General features: G+C 70.8%; 19 protein-coding genes, 1 pseudogene and 1 riboswitch. Of the genes and pseudogenes, 7 read left to right on the forward strand and 13 right to left on the reverse strand.

Annotation, left to right across the window (positions count from 1 at the left end):
- Positions 1–135 precede the first annotated feature (135 nt).
- Positions 136–777, forward strand: coding sequence for a trehalase-like domain-containing protein (locus tag ABT288_RS28940; protein WP_351613647.1), 642 nt, complete (start codon positions 136–138; stop codon positions 775–777).
- Here ABT288_RS28940 and ABT288_RS28945 read toward each other — a convergent pair.
- The 5 genes and pseudogenes from ABT288_RS28945 to ABT288_RS28965 form a co-directional block, all read right to left on the reverse strand.
- Positions 731–868 carry a hypothetical protein gene (locus ABT288_RS28945; protein WP_351613649.1) on the reverse strand — a complete coding sequence of 46 codons (138 nt, stop codon included), beginning with the start codon at positions 866–868 and terminating at the stop codon, positions 731–733. The two genes, ABT288_RS28940 and ABT288_RS28945, sit on opposite strands and share 47 nt — an antisense overlap.
- A gap of 2 nt (positions 869–870) precedes the next feature.
- Positions 871–1,440 (reverse strand): annotated as a pseudogene (locus tag ABT288_RS28950) (cytochrome ubiquinol oxidase subunit I); the annotation flags it as partial.
- Positions 1,441–1,476: 36 nt separating this feature from the next.
- Positions 1,477–2,316 carry an SDR family oxidoreductase gene (locus ABT288_RS28955; RefSeq protein WP_351613651.1) on the reverse strand — a complete coding sequence of 280 codons (840 nt, stop codon included), beginning with the start codon at positions 2,314–2,316 and terminating at the stop codon, positions 1,477–1,479.
- Positions 2,317–2,508: 192 nt separating this feature from the next.
- Positions 2,509–4,098, reverse strand: a complete 1,590-nt coding sequence (locus tag ABT288_RS28960; protein WP_351613654.1) for a GMC oxidoreductase — start codon at positions 4,096–4,098, stop codon at positions 2,509–2,511.
- Between the two features lie 111 nt (positions 4,099–4,209).
- On the reverse strand, positions 4,210–5,175 hold the full coding sequence (locus tag ABT288_RS28965; RefSeq protein WP_351613656.1) for a cyclase family protein: 966 nt from the start codon (positions 5,173–5,175) through the stop codon (positions 4,210–4,212).
- 836 nt (positions 5,176–6,011) lie between these two features.
- On the opposite strand from ABT288_RS28965, the gene ABT288_RS28970 reads away from it, so the two are divergent.
- Positions 6,012–6,383: a maleylpyruvate isomerase N-terminal domain-containing protein gene (locus tag ABT288_RS28970; RefSeq protein WP_351613659.1), complete on the forward strand. Its 372-nt coding sequence runs from the start codon at positions 6,012–6,014 to the stop codon at positions 6,381–6,383.
- A 503-nt stretch (positions 6,384–6,886) separates the two neighbouring features.
- A complete protein-coding gene (locus ABT288_RS28975) occupies positions 6,887–7,897 on the forward strand; it encodes a LacI family DNA-binding transcriptional regulator (protein ID WP_351613662.1) in 1,011 nt (336 codons plus the stop codon).
- A 106-nt stretch (positions 7,898–8,003) separates the two neighbouring features.
- Here ABT288_RS28975 and ABT288_RS28980 read toward each other — a convergent pair whose 3' ends face one another.
- From ABT288_RS28980 to ABT288_RS28995, 4 genes are all read right to left on the reverse strand, one after another.
- On the reverse strand, positions 8,004–8,852 hold the full coding sequence (locus ABT288_RS28980; RefSeq protein WP_351613665.1) for a carbohydrate ABC transporter permease: 849 nt from the start codon (positions 8,850–8,852) through the stop codon (positions 8,004–8,006).
- The gene (locus ABT288_RS28985; protein ID WP_351613668.1) at positions 8,842–9,804 is read right to left on the reverse strand and encodes a carbohydrate ABC transporter permease; all 963 of its coding nucleotides are present in this window, start codon (positions 9,802–9,804) and stop codon (positions 8,842–8,844) included. The genes ABT288_RS28980 and ABT288_RS28985 overlap by 11 nt, the downstream gene beginning before the upstream one ends.
- Complete coding sequence (locus ABT288_RS28990) at positions 9,801–11,168, reverse strand: ABC transporter substrate-binding protein (protein WP_351613671.1); 1,368 nt, start codon at positions 11,166–11,168, stop codon at positions 9,801–9,803. Before ABT288_RS28990 ends, ABT288_RS28985 begins: the two co-directional genes overlap by 4 nt.
- A gap of 80 nt (positions 11,169–11,248) precedes the next feature.
- Positions 11,249–12,340, reverse strand: coding sequence for a glycoside hydrolase family 172 protein (locus tag ABT288_RS28995; protein ID WP_351613674.1), 1,092 nt, complete (start codon positions 12,338–12,340; stop codon positions 11,249–11,251).
- A 253-nt stretch (positions 12,341–12,593) separates the two neighbouring features.
- Between ABT288_RS28995 and ABT288_RS29000 the strand changes: the two genes are divergently transcribed.
- Positions 12,594–14,081, forward strand: coding sequence for an FGGY-family carbohydrate kinase (locus tag ABT288_RS29000; protein WP_351613677.1), 1,488 nt, complete (start codon positions 12,594–12,596; stop codon positions 14,079–14,081).
- 421 nt (positions 14,082–14,502) lie between these two features.
- A complete protein-coding gene (locus ABT288_RS29005; protein ID WP_351613680.1) occupies positions 14,503–16,137 on the forward strand; it encodes a fucose isomerase in 1,635 nt (544 codons plus the stop codon).
- A gap of 283 nt (positions 16,138–16,420) precedes the next feature.
- On the opposite strand, the gene ABT288_RS29010 is transcribed toward ABT288_RS29005, so the two are convergent.
- The gene (locus ABT288_RS29010) at positions 16,421–17,218 is read right to left on the reverse strand and encodes a BPL-N domain-containing protein (protein WP_351613683.1); all 798 of its coding nucleotides are present in this window, start codon (positions 17,216–17,218) and stop codon (positions 16,421–16,423) included.
- Between the two features lie 138 nt (positions 17,219–17,356).
- On the opposite strand from ABT288_RS29010, the gene ABT288_RS29015 reads away from it, so the two are divergent.
- Positions 17,357–17,938 carry a histidine phosphatase family protein gene (locus tag ABT288_RS29015; RefSeq protein WP_351613691.1) on the forward strand — a complete coding sequence of 194 codons (582 nt, stop codon included), beginning with the start codon at positions 17,357–17,359 and terminating at the stop codon, positions 17,936–17,938.
- A 59-nt stretch (positions 17,939–17,997) separates the two neighbouring features.
- On the opposite strand, the gene ABT288_RS29020 is transcribed toward ABT288_RS29015, so the two are convergent.
- From ABT288_RS29020 to ABT288_RS29030, 3 genes are all read right to left on the reverse strand, one after another.
- Positions 17,998–18,750, reverse strand: a complete 753-nt coding sequence (locus ABT288_RS29020) for a CbtA family protein (protein WP_351613685.1) — start codon at positions 18,748–18,750, stop codon at positions 17,998–18,000.
- A 19-nt stretch (positions 18,751–18,769) separates the two neighbouring features.
- A complete protein-coding gene (locus ABT288_RS29025; RefSeq protein ID WP_351613687.1) occupies positions 18,770–18,991 on the reverse strand; it encodes a CbtB domain-containing protein in 222 nt (73 codons plus the stop codon).
- 37 nt (positions 18,992–19,028) lie between these two features.
- A riboswitch (cobalamin riboswitch) is annotated at positions 19,029–19,166 on the reverse strand.
- Between the two features lie 73 nt (positions 19,167–19,239).
- Positions 19,240–19,602: a hypothetical protein gene (locus ABT288_RS29030; protein WP_351613694.1), complete on the reverse strand. Its 363-nt coding sequence runs from the start codon at positions 19,600–19,602 to the stop codon at positions 19,240–19,242.
- Between the two features lie 324 nt (positions 19,603–19,926).
- Here ABT288_RS29030 and ABT288_RS29035 point away from each other — a divergent pair, with 324 nt between their 5' ends.
- On the forward strand, positions 19,927–20,691 hold the full coding sequence (locus tag ABT288_RS29035; protein WP_351613689.1) for an alpha/beta hydrolase family protein: 765 nt from the start codon (positions 19,927–19,929) through the stop codon (positions 20,689–20,691).
- Positions 20,692–20,731 lie beyond the last annotated feature (40 nt).

Below are 20,731 nucleotides of genomic sequence, written 5' to 3' on the forward strand. Positions count from 1 at the left end.
AAAGGGGCGCCCGGATGGTCGACTACCCACTGATCGAGAACCACGGTCTCATCGGCGATGTGCAGACCGCGGCGCTCGTCAGCACCGACCGCGTGGTCGACTGGTTCTGCTCCCCTGCCCGCTTCGAATCGCCGAATGCCTTCGGGGCACTGCACGGTCCGGCCGGCGCACCGGACCCATGCGACCAAGCAGTTGTACCTGCCCGACACGGCGGTCCTGGTGACCCGGTTCATGACCGAGGCGGGTGCCGGCGAGGTGCTCGACTTCATGCCCGTGACCGGTACGACGACCACCTCCCGCCACCGGCTGGTGCGTCTGGTCCGCTGTGTGCGCGGCAGCATGACGTTCCAGGTGGAGACCGCCCCGCAGTTCGACTACGGGCGCACGAAGCACGAGTTGCACATCACTCCGAACGGAGCGGCCTTCGCCGCGGAGGACGGCACGGAGCTCAACTGGGCAACTTCCCCCAGGCGTTCACGCATCTCGCCCTCATCGACGCGGCCCTCACCCTCAACGCGTCGCTCGACGGGCGGTAGTCCGGGCCCGGTTCACCCCGCCGGCGGTGCGGGGCCGAGGAGCACGGGCGGGAGAAGGCGGGGCCCAGGAGGTTTCCGGAACGGACGACGTCGGTCGGGCCGGTGCCCAGCAGGATGTCGTCCTCGCTCACCGGTGCTCCGCTGTGGGGGCGGCGCCCACCGCAGGTGCGCCCGGACATGCGCCGGCCGCGAGGTCAGCCCTGGTCACCGGCGCCGCCGCGCCGCAGGTCGGCGTCGGTGAGGCCCTCCAGCTCGCCATGGGTGTCCACCCAGTACAGCAGGGCGACCGCGGGGATGACGAGCTCACGAACATCGCCACGACGAAATGCCATTACTGCGGGCCGAACATGGGGGTGAAGACCGCCTGCCAGATCTTCACGTCGACCGGGTTGCCCGCGGCGTCGAGGGTGAAGCCCCGCGGGGTGTTCATCCACGAGTTGGCGGCCAGGATGCCGAAGGCGCCGAGCAGGGCCGTGAAAGGCAGGGGCAGTCCGAGCAGGAATTGGGCCCGGGAGGGGAGCCTTCGCCAGCCGTAGAGGTAGATCGCGATGAGCACGGCCTCCAGGAAGAACGCCCATGCCTCGACACCGAACCCGATGCCGAAGACGTCGCCCCACCGGCCCATCATGCCCGGCCACAGCAGCCCGAACTCGAAGGACAGCACGGTGCCGGTGACCACGCCGATCGCGAACTGGACCGCCATGACGGCCGACCACCGCCGGGCCAGCAGCAGGGCGGTGGCGTCGTCACGGCGCAGACCGTAGCCGTGCATGACGAGCGTGATCAGCGGCAGCGCCACGCCCAGGGGCACCAGGATGATGTGGGAGGCCAGGGTGAAGGCCATCATCGATCTGGCCGGCAGCGTCTGCGACGGTACGTCCGCCAGCAGCAGGACCGTGTGCATGGGATGTCTCTCCGGGGGCCGACACGGGTGGGGTGGTCAGCCGCCGGTGGCGAAGCCGGGGAAGAGGGTCATCCCGCCGTCGACGTACAGGGTCGTGCCGACGACGTAGTCCATGAGGTCGGAAGCGAGGGCGACGACGGCGTGGGCGATGTCCTCGGGGTCGCCGATGCGCTTGTACGGGATCAGCCGCAGGAGATCCTGCTGGGCCTCGGCCGTCTCCCAGGCGTTGCGGTTGATGGGCGTCTTGATGGCTCCGGGGGCGACCGCGTTCACCCGGATGCGCTGGGGGGCGAGTTCCTGGGCGAGCGTCGTCATCAGCATCTGCACGCCGCCCTTGGACGAGGCGTAGTTGACGTGACCGGACCAGGGGATGATCTGGTGGACCGAGCTCATGCAGATGATCTTCCCGGCGGAGCAGGAAACCTCCGGGACGACACCGCGCCGCAGGAACTCCTTGGTCGCCTCACGCGCGCACAGGAACTGCCCGGTGAGGTTGACGTCCAGGACCTTCTGCCACTGGGCGAGGGTCATGTCCGTGACCGACGCGTCCCGCTGCAGTCCCGCGTTGGCGACCAGGATGTCGATCGTGCCGAACTCCTGGACCATCCGGTCCGTCATGGCGCGGACCTGCTGCTCGTCGGACACGTCCGCCTCGTAGGCGGCCGCCCGGACCCCGAATCGGGTGATCTCCTCGACCACCTTCTCGGCGTCCTCGCGGCCGGCCACGTAGTTGACCACGACATCGGCGCCCGCGCGGCCCAGGGCGACGGCCGTCGCCCTGCCGATTCCGGAGTTCGCGCCGGTCACCAGTGCCTTCTGGCCCTTCAGCAGGTGGGCGGGGATCACGACCTGGGGCGCCCCCTCGGTGGAACTCACGATGTCCTGCTCCTCCACTGCGTGCCCGCATCCGCCGGGCCCGTCGCCCAGAGGTCCAGGCATCAGGCAAGCACCGGTGCGGGACGGCGGCATCCGGGGGCGGACCGCGTTGCGCTGCCCGGCTGAGGAGCTTCGCCCGGTCGTCGGAGTCCGGGCGGCGTCACCGGGGCGGCGGAGTCCGGACGGCGGTGGTCAGCCCAGCCGTTCCGTCAGGTGGTCGCCCACGCGGAGGGCGTTGGCGATGGCCGTCAGGGACGGATTCACCGCGCCGATGCTCGGGAAGAAGCTGGTGTCGACGACGTAGAGGTTGTCCAGGTCGTGGGCCTTGCAGTTGACGTCCAGGGCCGAGGACGCCGGGTCGGTGCCGAAGCGCACCGTGCCGGCCTGGTGCGCGGTGGCGCCGATCGGCATGCCCTTGTGCAGGTAGATGCTGTGGGACAGCAGCCGGTGCTCGTGCATGCCCAGATGGCCGAGCATGTGCTGCAGTTTGTGCCGCAGTCGCCTCAGGCCGGCGATGTTGTTGCCCTCGTCGAGGGTGAGCCGGATCCGGCCGTCGGCTTCCAGGGTCACCCGGTTGTCCGGCTGCGGCAGGTCCTCCCCGCACAGCCAGAAGTCGACGGCGTGATGGGCGAGGACCTCGAACGGCATGTCCGGCGCCACCGCTCCGGCCCAGCGCGGGGCCTCGCCGTGGATCTGCTCGGCGTCCGACTTGCCGAGCATCTGGATCCCGCCGAGCGGGTACTCCCAGTCGTCCGCGCCCAGGTACCAGTCGTGCAGGGCCAGGGTCTTCTGGAACTGGGTGTCGTTGGGTTCCTTCGAAACGGCCATCAGCGCGAGGTTGTTGTGGCGCATGTAGTGCCGGCCGACGACGTCCGAGCCGTTCGCCAGCCCGCGCGGATGCCGGTCGTTGGCCGAAGCGAGCAGCAGGGCGGCGGAGTTGACGGCCCCGCAGGCCACGACCACGATGTCCGCCGAGAACCGGGCCTCCTCCTCGTCGGAGAGCCGGGCCACGACAGTGGTCACGCTGCGCCCGGTGGCATCGGTCTCCAGCCGCGTCACCCGCGCGTTGGTGATCATCTCCACGTTGGGGTGCTCCAGTGCCGGCTCCACACAGATCACCTGGGCGTCGGACTTGGCGCGCACCAGACACGGGAAGCCGTCCACCCGGTTGCAGCGGATGCAGACGCTGGAGTGGGTGGCCCGGCCGAGCGCGTCCTGGGTGAGGTTGACCCCGATCGGCAGGTGGAAGGGGTGCAGCCCCCGCTTCTCCAGGTCGGTGCTCAACTGCTGGATGCGCGGCTCGTGTTCGACCGGCGGGTAGGCGTACTGCGCACTGTACGGCCCTTCCCGGGGATCCTCACCGTGCCGGCCGTGCACCAGGTAGAGGTGCTCCGCCTGGGTGTAGTACGGCTCCAGGTCGTCGTAACCGAGGGGCCAGGCCGGCGAGATGCCGTCGTGGTGGCGCAGTTCCCCGAAGTCCTCAGGGCGCAGCCGGAACAGCGCCGCGCCGTAGAACTTGGTGTTTCCGCCGACGTAGTAGTTCACTTCGGGCGGGAACTCGTTGCCGTGCCTGTCGAGCCAGAACTCCGGGGCCCGGTACTTGGCCTTGACGAACACGGCGGTGGAGTCCCAGTTGTCGCGTTCGCGCCGCAGGTAGTCGCCGCGTTCGAGGACGAGCACGCGTTTGCCGGACGGGGCGAGGCGGTGGGTCAGGGTGCCGCCTCCGGCCCCGGTACCGATCACGATGACGTCGTACGAAGGCAGGGCGTCCACGGCAACCACCGTCCTTGCTCGTGCTCGCGTGGTCTGCGGGGCCGTTGCGGCTCTTGCCCCCTTCGAACGTACGCGTCGTGCAGGGCTACGGCACTCGGAGGGGGCCGCACACCGGCACGGTCACAGAACGGCGATCGGGTTCACCGGAGAGCCGGTCGCCGCCGGGAGCCGCAGCGGGGCGACCACGCACAGGAAGTGCCGGCGCCCCTGCTCCTCGCACACCCCCACCAGTTCCTCGAGGTCCAGGTAGTCCAGCAGGTGCAGCCCCAGGGCGTTGACCGCCAGCACGTGCACGGGGAACGCGACCTCGGCGACCGCACTCGGTGCGGCGTCGCTGTTGCCGTCCGATCCCAGGACGGACACCCGCCGGTCGGCCACGAAGTGCATCGCCGTCGGATGCAGGCCCGCCCGCGCCCGCGTCACGTCCCACGGCCCGAGGTCACGGCGCCGCAGGCGGTGTCCTACGCGCACGAACAGCAGGTCACCCGGGCCGACCGTGGTCCGCTGGGCGGTCTCGGCCGCGACGAGGTCCTCGGCGGTCACCTGGGCGCCGGGTTCGAGCCAGGGCACCCCGCGCAGGCGCGGGATGTCCAGCAGGACGCCCCGGCCGACGATGCCGTCTCGCACCAGATCGAGGGTGAGCGCTCCGGCCCCGTCCGGTGTCACGGTGCTCGACGGGACGCCGCCGTACAGTTCGCCGTCGAAGATCACGTGGCACAGCGCGTCGAGGTGGCTGTCGACATCACCGTGCACGTTCATGGCGAACCGGTCACGGGCGAAAGCGAGCCCGGGTTCGGCGGGCTCCCGGTGTGTGGGAGCCGTCATCCGGTGGGACGCGGGCTCCGGGCTGTCCGGACCGGAGCGCGTCTCGACGGGCGCGGACAACGACACGGTGCGCCCGCACCGGACCTCGGCGGCGGCCGCCACCACGCGCTCGGGCGTCAGCCGGTCCAGCGCGCCGCGCCGTTGCCCGCCGCCGTCCAGGGCCTGGTCCCGCAGCCGGCGGTACAGGTCGCGGAAGGCGGCTTCGGACAGCGACTGCGGTGCCGTGGGAGGCGCGGGTAAGGGCTGCTGGTGCGAGGTCATCGGGAGCTCCTCCTCATCCGCCTCGGCCGTCCCGCAGAGCTGTCGTCCCGAGTGGCGGCCGGCCGGTGCGGCCGGGGCACGGGCCAGGTCGCTGAAGGACGGTCGGTCCCCCGGGACGTGGCCCCGCATGGACCGGGACCGGCGGCTCGGCCCGCAGCACGTGTTCCCTCGCGGGAGATGGATCCGACCGCGGCACGGCGACCGAGCTCATGCTCACGCCTCCCGCCATTGCACCACTCGGCCACAGGCCGCGCACGTCCGAGCAGTTCGGCTGTACGGCGCTTCCGGTCGGCGTGGCTCGGTGCGGGCGGGCCGGGCGGGATCATGGGGCGCATGGCGCAGCTCGCAACCGGCTCCGGGGTACTCGGAGCCGGTTCCGATCCGCCACGGGAAGGGAGGCGGGGGCCGTGATGCTTTCCCACTCGCTTCGGCACGAGGTGCTCGTCATCACGGTGCACGACAACCCCGGCACCGGCGGGCGGTCCACCCTGCTCACGAGCATCAGCGACCTGCTGCAAAGTTACCGGCCGGCCTCCCCTGATCGTCCTCGACGAGCCGGCGGCAGCCGATCCCGTGGTCGGCGTCGTGCTGCTGGCCGACCGTGTGTGCCATCGCCTCGGACTTCTGCTGTCCGTCGCCACCCACAGCGCCCCCGGGCGACGCCTTCTCGAGTCCGGCGCCGCCGCCGTCGCGGTGGCCACGTGAGGGTCCTCGATGATGTCCTGGTCGGCCGCGCCCCCGCCGCCCGGCCCCGGGCCGTGACCCATGGCCGTGACCGTGTACCACTCGTACCCGTGGGCATGAGCCGGCGGACAGGGGACCTCGCTGTCGGGGAGGTGGGTGGAGCAGCCGGCGGAGATGGCGACGAGCGCGCGGATCCGGTCCGGGAACAGCGCCCCGACGACGGCACCTGGTGCGAGGCGTGGACGGTGCGTGACGTCCTTGTCCACCAGACGGGCAACGCCGAGGAACTGGCCCGGGTGCTGCAGGCGTTCCTCGACCGGTCGCCCGTGGAGACCAGGGGCTTCGACCGTGAGGAACCGTTCCGGCGCCTGTCCGACGCCGAGCTCTGGGTGACGTTCCTGAACCGCTGCGAACGGCTCACCGAGGTGGCCGCGGCCGCCGCACAGGACCTCTCCCCGGACACGGAGGTGATGTGGACGGGCCGGTCCGTTCAAGGCGCCGTTCTTCGCGGAACACATGCGTGAGGAGCTCATCCCGCATCGCTGGGACCTCACCGGCGACGACCGGACGGCCGTACAGGCGCTGAACGAGCACTGGATGACGGAACACAGTGTGGTCTCGGTCGGCCGCCCGCTGCTGAAAAAGGGCCACGCCAGGCTGGACCTGGGACCCGGCGACCGGGTCGAGGGCCGGCTGCGCACGCCGGGCACCGACGACATCGTCGTGACCTCCGACGCCGACGGCAGCAGCATCCGGCTCGCCGCCCCGAGGGCCCCGCCACGATCGAGAGCGACGCGGCCGTACGCGTCCTGCTGCTGTGAGGACGCCGCCCCGCCGACCCGACCCGCTGGCACAGCGACGCCGGACCGGAGACGCTGCGCAGGGTGCGCAGCCTCCTGGGCAGCTACTGACGCCGCGCCGGCCGCCCGGCCGCCCGTCGGGGGCGACCGAGAACATGCAGGCCCGATTCGAGGGATGAAATCCTTTTCAGCCGCAGGGTAGGGTGGTCCTACACACGGCTGAAAGGATGCGCACTCAGGTGGTGACGATCCATGACGTGGCGCGAGCCGCCGGGGTGTCCCCGGCGACGGTCTCGCGTGTCTTCAACGGCGGCAAGGTCACGCCGGAACGCGCCCTCTCCGTCCAGCAGGCCGCCGCGGCTCTCGGCTTCGCGCCGAACCGGGTGGCCCGGTCGCTGCGCATGCAGCGCTCCAGCGTGATCGCCCTGATCATCCCGGACATCGAGAACCCCTTCTTCACCTCGCTCGCCCGCGGGGTCGAGGACGCGGCGCAGCGCACCAGCCTCTCGGTCGTCCTGTGCAACTCCGACGAGGACACCGACAAGGAACGCCGCTATCTCGAGGTCGCCCTCGGCGAGCAGATGGCCGGTGTGATCGTGGCCGCCGCCTCGCAGGACGAGACGGACCTGGCGCCGCTGATCGCCCGGGGCGTGCCCGTGGTCGCCGTGGACCGGCGGCCGCACGCGGCCGAGGTGGACGCGGTGCAGGTGGACAACCAGCACGGCGGCGAGGTGGCCACCCGCCATCTGCTGGAGGCCGGTTACCGCCGGATCGCCTGCATCACCGGCCCCCGGGGCGCCTCCACCTCCGAGGAGCGCCTCGCCGGGTACCGCATGGCGATGTACTCCGCGGGCGACGCCGCCCCGCCCGGCGACGCCTACGTACGGCACGCGGACTTCCGGGTCGAGGGCGGCCGGGCCGCGATGCGCGAGCTGCTGGCGCTGCCCGAGCCACCGGACGCCGTGTTCGTCGCCAACAACCTCATGACGATCGGTGTCCTGGACGCGCTGCGCGAGGTCGGGCGCACTCCCCCGGCCATCGGTGTGCTGTCCTTCGGCGACGTGCCCTGGGCGTCGCTGCTGCGGCCGTCCCTGACCGCGGTGGAGCTGCCCTCGTACGAGCTGGGCCGTACCGCCGCCGATCTGCTGCTGCAGCGCATCGACGGCAAGCCGTCGCCGCTGCAGACCGTGGTGCTGCGCACCAGGCTCCAGGTGCGGGAGAGCACCGCCGGGCCGTGAGCCGGCCCAGCACGCGAAGGGCGCGGTACCGGTCGGGTGACCGGTACCGCGCCCCCTTTGCGGGCCCTGCGCCGCCGCACGCCCGGGCCCGGCGCAGGGCCCGGGGCTACTTCAGTCCGGACGTCTTGATCGACTCCACGATCTGCCGCTGGAAGACGAAGAACAGCACCAGCATGGGCAGTGCCGCGACCGTGGCCGCCGCCAGGATGTAGTTCCAGTTGGAGGTGTACTGGTTCTGGAACGAGGCGATGCCGAGCTGGACCACCGTCAGGGACTGGTCGTTGGTGGCGACCAGCGGCCAGACGAAGGCGTTCCAGTTGGCGAGGAAGAAGAAGATCGCCAGGGCCGAGAGGATGGGCCGGGACATCGGCAGGACGATGTTCCAGTACACCCGCCAGTGGCCGCAGCCGTCGACGATCGCCGCCTCCTCCAGTTCCCTGGGCAGCCCCAGGTAGAACTGGCGCAGCAGGAAGATGCCGAAGGCGTTGAAGATGGCCGGGATGATCAGGCCGGCGTAGCTGTTGAGCAGGCCCAGCTCGCGGGCGACCAGGAACAGCGGGATCAGCACGACCGGGGCCGTGACCAGCAGGGTGGCGAAGATCGCGCCGAAGAGCTTCTCGCGGCCCGGGAAGCGCAGCCGGGCGAGCGCGTAGGCGGCCATGGAGTGGAAGAACAGCGCCACCACGGTGATCACCGCGGAGATGAAGAAGCTGTTCCAGAGGTAGCGGCCGAAGGGGACCTCGGTGAAGACGTAGACGAAGTTGTCGAAGGTGAAGTCCTTCGGGATCAGGTTGCCGTCGGTGACGGTGGCCCGGGTCTTGAAGGACGACGTGACCATCCACAGCACCGGGACGATGCTGATCAGCGACAGGACGACGGCCAGGGCCGTGAGTCCCGTGCGTGAGGAGCGAAGCCGGCGCCCACCCGCCCGGCTCGTCAGGGCGTCACTCGCCATCGTCGAACCTCCCGCCTGAAGTGAACTTGAAGATCACGGCGGAGATCACGACCATGATCAGCACCAGGAACGAGCCCATGGCCGACGCGTAGCCGAACTCGCCGAAGCCGAAGGCCTGCTGGTAGATGTAGAAGATCGCCAGTGAAGTGCCGTTCGCGGGGCCGCCGTTGGTCAGAACGAAGATCAGGTCGAGGCCTCCGGTGATGGCGGCGACCGTCGACATCAGCAGGACGAAGAAGCTGGTGGGGCGCAGCAGCGGCCAGGTGATGGTGCGGAAGGTGGTCCACGGTCCCGCGCCGTCCAGCTTCGCGGCCTCGTAGAACTCCTTGGGGATCTCCTGCAGGCCCGCCAGGAAGATGATCATGTAGTAGCCCATCATCACCCAGACCATGATGGCGATGACACAGCCGAGGGCCAGGGAGGGGCTGCCGAGCCAGGACCTGCCGTCGAAACCGGCGGCCCGCATGGCACGGTTGACCGCGCCCGTCTGGTCGTCGAGCAGGAACTTCCACAGCACGCCGACCACCACGAGGCTGATCACGTACGGCAGGAAGAGCGCGGTGCGGTAGACGCCGACGCCGGGCAGCTTCTGCTTCACCAGCAGGCCGAGGCCGAGGCTCACGCAGAACAGGACGGGGACGAGGGTCACGACGTACTCGCCGGTGATCTTCATGGAGTCCCAGAACAGCGGGTCGTGCATCATCCGCCGGTAGTTGCCGAGCCCGATCCACTTGTACGAGCCGAAGCCGCTGACCTGGAAGAAGCTCAGGGCGATGGAGAGCACCATCGGGATCGCGACGAAGACGAGGAGCCCGAGGACGTCGGGGGCGAGGAACAGGCCCGCGGCCAGCCATTCGCGGTGCTTGCGGCCGAGTCTCGGTGTGTCCGCGGAGGCGGGTGCCTGCGCCGGGGCCGCGGCCCGCCGGCGCTGTTGTGCGGCGACGCTGCTCATATCAGGCTCGCCCCCTTGTAGCTCTTGGTGTACGCAGCGATGGACTGGGCGGCTCTCTCCGCCTCACCGGCCACCCCGCGGCCGGCGAGCATGGTGCCCTGGATGGCGTCGGAGATCGCCTTGTAGACGACCGGGGGATAGCGCGGCTCGGCGCGTCCGCCGGGGAAGATCTCGTCCTTGAACTTCTTCATGATCTCGGAGTCGTAGCCGCCCTTCGCGGCGCCCCGCTCCAGGGCGCTGGCGCGCGGGGCCACGTCGGACTTGGCGCCCACGCACCAGTCGACCATCCGGTTGATCGAGTCGTCCTTCATGGAGCCGAGCGCCCAGACGCAGAACTCGGCCGCCGCCTCGGGGTTGCGGCCCTGGGCGTTGGCGCAGAAGGACCAGCCGCCGAGCGTGGTGACGTACTTGCCGCCCGGCGGGACGGGGAGCTTGAAGACGCCGTAGCGGTACTGGGGGGCGAACGCCTTGAAGCTGGACACGTTCCAGATGCCCTGCTGCCACAGGGCGACGTTGCCGCCCTTGAAGCCGCCGATCACGTCGTCGGCGGCGGGCACGGTGCGCGGGGCGATGCCGTGGCGTACGGCGTCCTGCCACAGCGCGAGGGCCTGGCGGGTGGCCTGGGAGTCGAAGACCACCTTGCCCTGGTGGTCCAGGACGTCGCCGCCGCCCTGCCACATCCACGGGTACCAGGTGAAGTTCTGGTAGTAGCCGGGCTGGGTCTCGAAGACGAGGCCCGCCCGGGTCTTCGTACGCAGCTTGTCGCCGATGTCGAGCATCTGGTCCCAGGTGGTGGGGATGTCGGCCTCGGACAGGCCGGCCTTCTCCCACACGTCCTGGGCGTAGAACATGGCCAGCGGCTCGATCTCCATGGGGAGGGCGTAGACCTTGCCGTCGACCTTGCGGCTGTCGAGCGCGGAGCCGTAGTCGTCGATGGCGGCCTTGTCCATGTGCGGGGTGAGGTCCGCGAGGACACCGCCGTTGTAGTAGCGCAGGAAGTCGCCGGGCGAGAGCAGGAAGATGTCCGGGCCCTCGCCGGTGGCGAAGGCGGACGGCAGCTTGAAGCCGTTGAGGTAGGTGGGCTGGGGCAGATAGACGAGGTCGATCTGCTGCTTGTGGGTGCGGTTCCAGGTGGCGACCATGTCCACGAACCACTTGGACTGGGCGTTGATCGCTGGGTCGGGTGAGCGCTGGGGTCCGTAGAAGTTCCAGAACTGGAGGTTGCCCCCCTTCGCCTGTGCCGTGCCGCAACCGGTGAGCAGGGCCGGGGCGGCGAGAGCCGCGCCGGCGCCCGCCGCCGCGGTGAGGACACGCCGGCGTGACGTGGTGGCCGGGCGCCCGGCGTCGTTGCCGTGCTGGAGCATGTGTGCGCTCCTGTCGGAGTGGGATGGGGCCGGATGAAGGAAGAAAAAGGGGGGTGGCGGACGGAGAACGGGGCTTGCGGTCAGTCGACTTCGAGGGTCAGCAGGTCGGGCGTGACCGGACGGGAGGCCGAGCTGGGGGCGTCCAGGTAGAAGAGCGAGGTGCTGGCGATGTCGTCGCTGGTGTGCCGGTACCGGTGCGGCAGGCCGTTGCCCTGGCCGGGGCCGATGCCGAGGCTCTGCACGGTGACGCGCAGGTCCTGGGAGAAGCGGACGGGATCGAGGACGTGCCAGCGGTACATCCCGAACCGCTGCTGGCTGCGGTAGAGCCCGTCGGAGGGCAGGATCTGGTTCAGGCCGAGGTAGGGCGTGGTGTAGGCGGTGTAGCCCTGGCCGGGGACGTCGAAGTTCCAGGCGCCGCCGAAGTAGTCCTCGGTGCCGGTGCCGCAGATCGTCGGGAACTCGTCGTCGCCGTCGAGGTAGAACTTGAACTCGCCCTCGCCCCACCAGCCGGGGCTGTTGACGCCCCAGGCGAGGTAGGTGCCGACATAGCTGCCGGCGCCGGTGACCCCGTCGAGCAGGGTGTGCACCTCGCCGTACGGCACGGGGTGGCTGCGCCGCCACTGCGCGTGGAAGTAGGAGGCGTCCTCGCCCACCTCGTCCAGTTCGTAGTCGACCTGGTAGTAGAGGGTGACCTTCTCGGCGGTCAGGTTCTCCAGGGTGACGCGTGCGCGGCGGCGGAACGGCATGGGCCAGTACGCGTTGAAGCCGCCGTTGGGGTTGGCGGCGACGGGCACGGACGAGACCTGGCTGAAGGTGTTCCAGCCGTTGCAGAAGAAGTCGCCGAGCGGGACCTCCACGGCCGGGGTCTCCTCCCCCTCCCAGTACATCCGCAGCAGGGTGCCGCGCCAGGCCGTGTGCGGGTCGGTGGTGCACCACAGGTGCCGGACGGTGCCCGGCCCCTCGATGTCGGCGAGCACCGCGGTCTCGCCGGCGGCGATGTCGATGCTCGGGGAGATCTTCCAGCCCGGCCCCAGCCTGCTCGCCGCGACCGCTCCGGTGCCCTCGGTCGCCCGGCCGCCGCCGGACTTGGCGCCGGTGAAGTTCTCGGCGCTGATGGAACGGCTCACGGCACGGGTCCTGCGGGCGATGCCGTCGAGTCCAAAGGTCGTCATCGTGTTCTGTGCCTTCATGGGTGGGGTGCGGGGCGGGCCCGGAGCCGGGCCGCGCAACCCTGTGAAATCCATTTCAGCGAAAAGTAGGGCCGGTGTCAGAGGGTGTCAAGGGGTGAGATCCAAGCGCACGCCGACGACTTCATCCCACCCGAATTGCGTAATTTATTCGGCTTGTTACGGCTCTTCTCGGCCACAAGGCTCGACTCTGCGCGGCATCTTGACGCTGAAATCGATTTCTGCGAGCGTGCACGTCATGCCTCGCAAGTCTCCCAACGCAGTCATCGGTGTGGACATCGGCACATCGAGCAGCAAGGGCGTCCTCGTCGGCCTCGACGGCACCCTGATTCGCTCGGCCGTGCGGGAGCACACCCCCTCACGGCCGGGTCCCGGCCGCTTCGAGATGGACGCCTCCGTGTGGTGGCACGAGTTCGCCGACATCGCCCGCGAGCTGACCGGCCCGGACGACACCAGCGTGCTCGCCGTCGGGGTCAGCGGCATGGGCCCCTGCGTCCTGCTCACCGACGAGCACGACACCCCGCTGCGTCCCGCGATCCTCTACGGCGTCGACACCCGCTCGGTCCGGCAGATCCGCCGGATCGAGGAACAGCTCGGCGCCGAGGAGATCATCCGCCGGTGCGGCTCCGCGCTCACCACCCAGGCCGCCGGGCCGAAGATCGCCTGGGTCGCCGAGGAGGAGCCCGAGCCGTACGCGCGCGTCCGCCGCCTGTACATGCCCAGCTCCTGGCTGGTCCGCAAGCTCACCGGGACTTATGTGCTGGACCACCACTCGGCGAGCCAGTGCACCCCGCTCTACGACACGCTCGCGGGCGAGTGGTACGGCCCCTGGGTCGCCGAGGTGGCCCCCGGTATCGAGCTTCCGCCGCTGCGCTGGTCCGGCGAGGCGGCCGGCACCGTCACCGCCGAGGCCGCCGCGGCGACGGGCCTGCCGGCCGGCATCCCCGTCACCACCGGCACCATCGACGCCTGGGCCGAGGCCCTCAGCGTGGGTGCTCAGCACACCGGTGACCTGATGCTGATGTATGGCACGACCATGTTCCTGATCCACACCGTGCCGAAGCCGCTCACCAGCCCGTCGCTGTGGGGCACCGTCGGCGCCCTGCCCGGCACCCGCAACCTGGCCGGCGGCATGGCCACCTCGGGCGCCGTCACCAACTGGCTGCGCGATCTGTTCGCCGCCGGCGACCACGCCGAACTGACCCGCCTGGCCGCCGAGTCGGGGCCCGGCGCGGGCGGGCTGCTGATGCTCCCGTACTTCTCCGGCGAGCGTACTCCGATCATGGACCCGGACGCCCGCGGGGTGATCGCCGGACTCACCCTGTCCCACACCCGCGGCGACCTCTACCGGGCCGCGCTGGAGGCCACCGGCTTCGGGGTACGCCACAACATCGAGGTCATCGAGGAGGCGGGCGGCGACATCCGCCGCGTGGTCGCCGTCGGCGGCGGCACCCAGGGCGCCCTGTGGACTCAGATCGTCTCCGACATCACCGGCCGGCCGCAGGAGCTGCGCAGCACGACGATCGGCGCGAGCTACGGCGGTGCCCTGCTCGCGGCACAGCTCGTCGGGGACGCCGGGATCGACGACTGGAACCCGGTGCGGGAGACGGTGACGCCGTGTGCGGAGCGGCGGCGGCGGTACGACGAGCTGTACGGCCTGTACCGGCGGCTGTACCGGGAGACTTCGGCGACCGTGCATGCCCTGGCCCCGCTGCAGGAGCGCTGAGCCCTTCCGAGTCCCAGGCCAAGGGGCTCCGCCCCTTGAACCCCGCCAGGGGTCTCCGCCCCCTGGCCCCCCGGCCTATGCCCACCCACCACCCGTCTCGGTCGGCTGGAAAGGCACCGAACCCGACTCGGTCGGTTGGAAGGGCGCCCGACCCTACTCGCCCGACTCGGTCGGCCGGAAAGCCACCGGGCCCCCAACTCACCCCATCCGCACGACCGGAAAGGCACCGGCCCCCCAACTCGCCCCACCCGGAGGGCGGGAAAGCCACCGGCCTCCCAACTTGCCCCACCCGGACGCCGGAAAGGCACCGGACCCCGACTCGCCCCACCCGGACGGCCGGAAAGCCACCGGACCCCGACTCGCCCCACCCGGACGGCCGGGGGTGGCCCCGCCCCCCATACGCACACCCAACGGAGATCGCATGACCACGTACGCCCTGCCCGTCCCGAGCCGGCCCGTTGCCGCCGAGCCGCGGACCGTCTACACCGTGGCCAGCGGTGACCTGCGCCCCGCCGCCAACGTCACCTGCTGGCCGACCCAGGAGAAGCTGGAGAAGGACCTCGCCGCGGCGCTGACCGACCTCGGGTGGCAGGTCCGCCGTGGGCATGCCTTCGACGCGGCCAAGGGGCACGGCTTCATCGACAGCCAGCGCGCGGGCATCGAGGTGTTCAGGACACTGCCGAAGGACGCGCCGCTGATCGTCGTGGAAGGTGTCTGGCAGTACAGCCACCACGTCCTGGCCGGGCTGCGCGACCACCGGGGACCGATCCTGGTCGTCGCCAACTGGAGCGGCGAATTCCCGGGCCTGGTGGGCCTGTTGAACCTCGCGGGCAGCCTCACCAAGGCCGGGCGCGCGTACTCCGTGCTGTGGAGCCCGGACTTCACCGACGACTGGGCTCGCGACGGCCTGCGTACCTGGCTGGAGACCGGCACCCTCACCCACGACACCAGCCATGTCCGGCCGTTGCCGCCGCTGCCCGAGGACCCAGAGACCGAACTCGGCGTGGCCCTGGCCCGGCAGCTGCGCGAGGAGAAGGCGATCATCGGTGTCTTCGACGAGGGCTGCATGGGCATGTACAACGCCATCATCGACGACGAGTTCCTCAACCCGCTCGGCATCTACAAGGAGCGGCTGTCGCAAAGTGCCCTGGTCGCCGAGATGAACAAGGTCTCCGACGAGGAGGCGCAGGTGGTCCGCGCCTGGCTGGACCACGCCGGCATGACCTTCCACACCGGTACGGACGAGGCCACCGAGCTCACCGACGCCCAGTTGCTCAGCCAGTTCAAGATGTACATAGCCGCGCTGCGCATCGCCGACGACTTCGGGCTCGACGCGGTCGGCATCCAGTACCAGCAGGGCCTGAAGGACACCGTCCCGGCGAGCGACCTCGCCGAGGGTCTGCTCAACAACGTCCAGCGCCCGCCGGTGTTCAGCCGCGACGGGGCCCGTGAGCTGTACGCCGGCGCGCCGCTGCCGCACTTCAACGAGGTGGACGAGGGTGTCGCCGTCGACTCCCTGGTCACCAACCGGATCTGGACGGCGATGGGCCTGGACCCGGCCACCACGCTGCACGACATCCGCTGGGGCGAGGAGTACGACGGCCGGTTCGTGTGGGTCTTCGAGATCTCCGGCTCGGTGCCCGCCTCCCACAACGGCGGCTACCACAAGTCGTACAGCATGCGGCAGCCCCCGATGTACTTCCCGCTCGGGGGCGGCACGCTCAGCGGGGTCTCCAGGCCGGGTGAGGTCGTCTGGTCCCGGGTGTTCCTGATGGACGGCCGGCTGCATGTCGACCTCGGCCGGGCCACCGCGATCGAGCTGCCGGCGGAGGAGACCCGGCGCCGCCTCGAGGCCACCACCCCGCAGTGGCCGATCATGCACGCGGTGCTGCACGGTGTCAGCCGCGACCAGTTCATGGCCCGCCACCGCGCCAACCACCTGAACGTGGCCTACGCCCCCGACGCGGAGACGGCCGACAGGGCGCTGCGCGCCAAGGCCGCCCTCTTCGCGGAGCTGGGCGTCGAGGTCCACCTGTGCGGAGACGTGGCGCTGTAGCGGACCGGCGGGCGGCCGTCTGTCCGACGAGCGCGCCCGCCCAGGACTTCGCGGTGTTCCGCCCGGCCCCCGTACGGGCGGAGCACCGCGAACCAGAGGAGGGGGCCGACGGTGCGGGTGAGCCGGGAGGGTGTGTGGACCGATGTCACCGGTCTGCGGGTGACGCCGTCCTGTCCGATGCCTTCGGCCGCCGGTACGAACCCGACGTACGTCTTCGGCTTGGAGGCCTGTTTCCGCTGAACCGCGGACTCCTGCCCGGCAGGAGGGCGCGCGGCGTGGACCGCTACAGCCCCTTGACGGTCTCCTGGATGAGGTCGTGGCCGAGATCGAGGCGGACGCCGTCGGGATTCCTCAGCCCTGCGTCGGAGTACCAGGAGGCATCCGCCTCCGGGTGCGGCCCGACGACTCCGACCCGCCCCTTGCCGTACGGCGCGACGACAGCGGCGGCCGTGCCGTTGTCGTACCTGGCGAGTACGGACACGTCCGCACCGCCGGCCGGCACGAAGTACGGCCCGTCCTGGAAGTACATGTGACGCCGCTTGCCCTTCCAGGTCACCGGCACGAGCGTGTCCGTCGCGTCATGGACCGAGGCGCGCGGTGAGGTGATGTACTGGTCGGTGTCGCCGGGCAGCAGGCCGAACCCCGGGTCCTTGTCGGCCAGATAGCCGCCCATGCAGAATCCGAGGTAGCGGCCGCCGGCCCGCGTCCAGTCACGGATCGCCCCGGCGGCGCCCCTCAGCTTCGTCCAGGTGCCGCCGAGATCGTCGTTGCCGCCGGGCTGTGCGTAGACGTCGGCGTCCGCCAGACCGGCCGCGGTCAGGGGGACGTCCTCGTCGGGGCCGACGTAGGCGACCGTGAACGGACGCGGGGCCTTCTTCAGCACCGCGGCGACCGCCTCGGCGCATCCGTCACAGGCCGCGGGCCCTCGGTAGACCAACGCCAGCAGCGGCTCGGCCGCCCGCGGGGAGGAACCCGTCCCGGCACAGGCGGCGGCCGTCCCGGTGAGCAGGGTCGCGGCCGCGGCGGGAAGGACCCGGCCGAGCAGCCGGCGCCGGTCGATGGAGGGAACGGGAGGTATCACGTGCCGCCGCCTGTTCTTCCGGAGGAACCGAGCCACCCCATGATCGCCAGTCCGTGCGGTGCGCCGCAAACCCCCGGCCGGCCCGGTCGTCGGCCGGGCCTTGTGTGCCGTGCGCGGATGCTGGTACCTCTGAACCACGTGACCAGCCGAGTCCTTCTCCTCTCCCCCGCCATGAGCGCGTCGCTGCGCCAGGCCCGCTTCGACGACGGCGGCTCGATCGACGGCAGCGGAGCGGCACGTGCCCGCTCGGCGGCCGGAACCCTGCCCTCCGCGGTCCGTGTCCTCACCTCCCCCGGCGTGCGCTGCCGGGAGACGGCCGCGGCGCTGGGCCTCGACGGCCTGCAGGTACCGGAGTTGGCGGGTCTCGACGTGGGCCGCTGGCGCGGGCGCACCCTGGAGGAGGTGGGGGCCGCCGAGCCGGAGGCGGTGGACCGCTGGCTCACCGACCCCGAGTGCGCACCGCACGGGGGTGAGTCCGTGCGGGATCTGTGCGGACGGGTCGCGCGCTGGCTGGCCGAGGCGCAGGAGTGGGAGGGCCGTACGGTCGCCGTGGTCGAGCCGGAGGTGGTGCGGGGGGCCGTCGTCCATGCGCTCGGCATGCCCGCGGCCGTCTTCTGGCGCCTCGACGTGCCGCCGCTGACCGTGACGGAGCTCAGCGGCCGGGCCGGGCGCTGGAATCTGCGGCTGGGGTGTCCGCTTGCCGCGGCGGAGGCCGATTAGGCGGAACGGCACAGGGCTCGGCGGGCGGTTCCGCCGGGCCCTGTGCCGTACGCGGGGAGTCAGTGCGCGGCGGGAACCGCTCGCCGGTTCGCGGCCGTAACCGGCTTGGGGTTCAGCAGCCGTTCGGCCAACTCGCCGAAGGCGAGGCCGAATCCGGCCCACAGAGCGGTCTGGATCGCCAGTGCCGAGAGCCGGAACCGCCACAGCAGGGTGGCGGGGAAGCCCTTGGGCACCTCGTTGACGGCGGGCAGGAACTGGTAGGCCAGGCCGATCACGACGGTGAACGCGATCACTGCGGCCACCGTGGCCCACCAGGTGCCCAGGCGCGGGGCGAGCCGCTTGCCCAGGATGGTGGCGGCGACCGCCAGCAGGACGCTGAGCAGCATCATCAGGAAGTACAGGGTGGTCCGCTTGCCGATGGTGTCGGGGTTGCCGACCGACGGCGGGTTGGCCGGGTACTTCAGGAACGGGACGACGTACACGGCGAGCAGCGCGCAACCCGACAGCAGCAGTGCCGTGGCGCGCGGGCCGAAGCGGCCCACGCGGCCGAGGGCGAAGCAGAAGGCGAGCGCGGCGATGCCGCCGAAGGCGACGCCGTAGACGAGGACACCGGTGGCGAGGCCGGCGGTCGACTGCAGGGAGCGGGAGACGACCTCCATCTCGTGCTCGTGGGAGTGAGCCTGCTCGAAGCTGATGGCCTTGTCGACGTTCGGCTCACCGAGCACGTAGGCCACGACCAGGGCGAGCACACCGGCCGCGAGACCGGCGAGCATGCCCCGGACGAGAAGGTTCCGTACGGTTGCGGAGTTCATGGGCGCGGTGTTCGTCGCGTCAGTGGCAGGGGAAGCCCAGCAGGTGGCGGGCGTCGTGCACCCACTCGTGGACGTCCGTGCCGTTGAACACGGAGGTGGCGCCCTGCTCGGCGCCGACGAAGTAGAGCAGGATCAGCATGAGGATGCCGAAGAAGACCGCCCAGGGAGCAATCGCCTTCAGCGGCAGCTGGGCGGGAACGACGGGGGTGGTGGCTGTCGGCTGGGCGACGGTCTGCGCCATGGCAGGACCCTCCTCTGGGAGTTCGCGTCCCATCTCGGTGGTGCACAGGACGACGACCACGGGTCTGACTCACGAGCCCCTGGGGGTCCCGCATACAGTGGCGCGACCGTGCCGGATTCCCACCGGCTTCCGTTTCGCCGTCATCGATATCGGATCGACCGTACCGCGTGACGCGCGCATGACCAAGACCGCCTCTCTCCCAAGTGATCTTCCTCTCCCACCTGGTGGGACGGTACGGGACCGGTGGGTCAGCGGGAATCCGTGCGGCGCCGCGGCGGGGTGAAGGCGTACAGGCCGAGGATGTCCGGTAGGGGGGCCACTCCGGGGCCGCCGGAGCGGACCCAGGTGACGATGTCCTCGGTCGCGTCGGGGTCGTTGACGAGCCCGAGCCACACCGGCCGCGCGCCGGCGGCCCGGCCCGCGGCGGACGGCTGTACGACGACGACGTTGGCTTGGTCGCACACATCGAGGCAGTCGGAGATGCGCACCGGCACCTCCGCCCGCAGACGCGCGGTCTGCGCCGCGTGATCGACCCCGGTCACCTTGGGACTGCCGCAGCAGCAGTCCCGGCACACGACGACCCGGCACGGTGCCGCGCCGCTCCCCGCCACGGCGTCGTCCGACGCCTCTTCCGCCGGCCTCTCGGGCACGCCGCGTCACTCCCCGCCGTCGCCTTGTGTCGCCGGTCATCATTCCACGGCGGAGAACACCCGGTTGCGGAGGGCGTGTTCGGCCGTGCACGTGGCGGGAAAAAGGGTTGGGCGGGTTGATCATCGATCTGTTAGCTTGCAGTTGACCGTGTACCAGCCGAGGAGGTGAGACCCATGAACGCTGCATTCGTGTGGGTGCTCCCCCTCGTCGTCACGGTCGGGCGATCGACGTAGGTGTCGCCGGGAGCGCCTCGACAACAAGGCACTCCCGAAAGGCAACACGCCATGAAATCTCTGCAGTTCATCTCCGAGTCTTCCGCCGACGGCGTGATCGAACGCGACTTCACCCTGGGCGAGGTCCCCGGTGTCCTCTGGTCGCCCGCATCCGGCGCGGACCGTGCGCCCCTGGTCCTGATGGGCCACGGCGGCGGCAACCACAAGAAGCATCCTGCGATGGCGGGTCGTGCGCAGCTCCTGGTGAGCGGCTGCGGCTTCCACGTCTCCTGTATCGACGCGCCCGGTCACGGCGACCGGCCGCGCACGGCACACGACGAGCAGGAGATCGCCGAGCTGTTCCGGGCGAGGGCGGCGGGCGAGCCGGAAGGCCCGGTCGTCGTGCGCTACAACGCCCACCTGGCGGAGCTCGCCGTACCCGAATGGCAGGCGACCCTGGACGCCCTCCAGGAGCTTCCGGAAATCGGCGCCGATGGGCCGGTCGGCTACTTCGGCATCAACATGGGCACCGCGATCGGCGTGCCGCTGGTGGCGATCGAGCCCAGGATCACGGCCGCGGTCTTCGGTCAGCACTGGCCCGACGTCCTGGCGGAGAAGGCGAAGCAGATCACCGTCCCGATCGAGTACGACATGCAGTGGGACGACGAGCACATCCCGCGCGAGGCCAGTCTGGCGCTGTTCGACGCCTTCGCCTCGAAGGAGAAGTCGCTGCACGCCAACGCGGGCAGGCACAAGGAGCTCCCCCGGTTCGAGGCCGCCAGCGCGGTCCGGTTCTTCGCCCGGCATCTCGGCCGAACGGCCACCGTGCCTGCGTGACATGAGCGGTGGCGGCGCCCGGCCTGCCGGTCGGGCGCCG

The sequence above is a fragment of the Streptomyces sp. NPDC001093 genome (assembly GCF_040298985.1).
GTDB lineage: Bacteria > Actinomycetota > Actinomycetes > Streptomycetales > Streptomycetaceae > Streptomyces.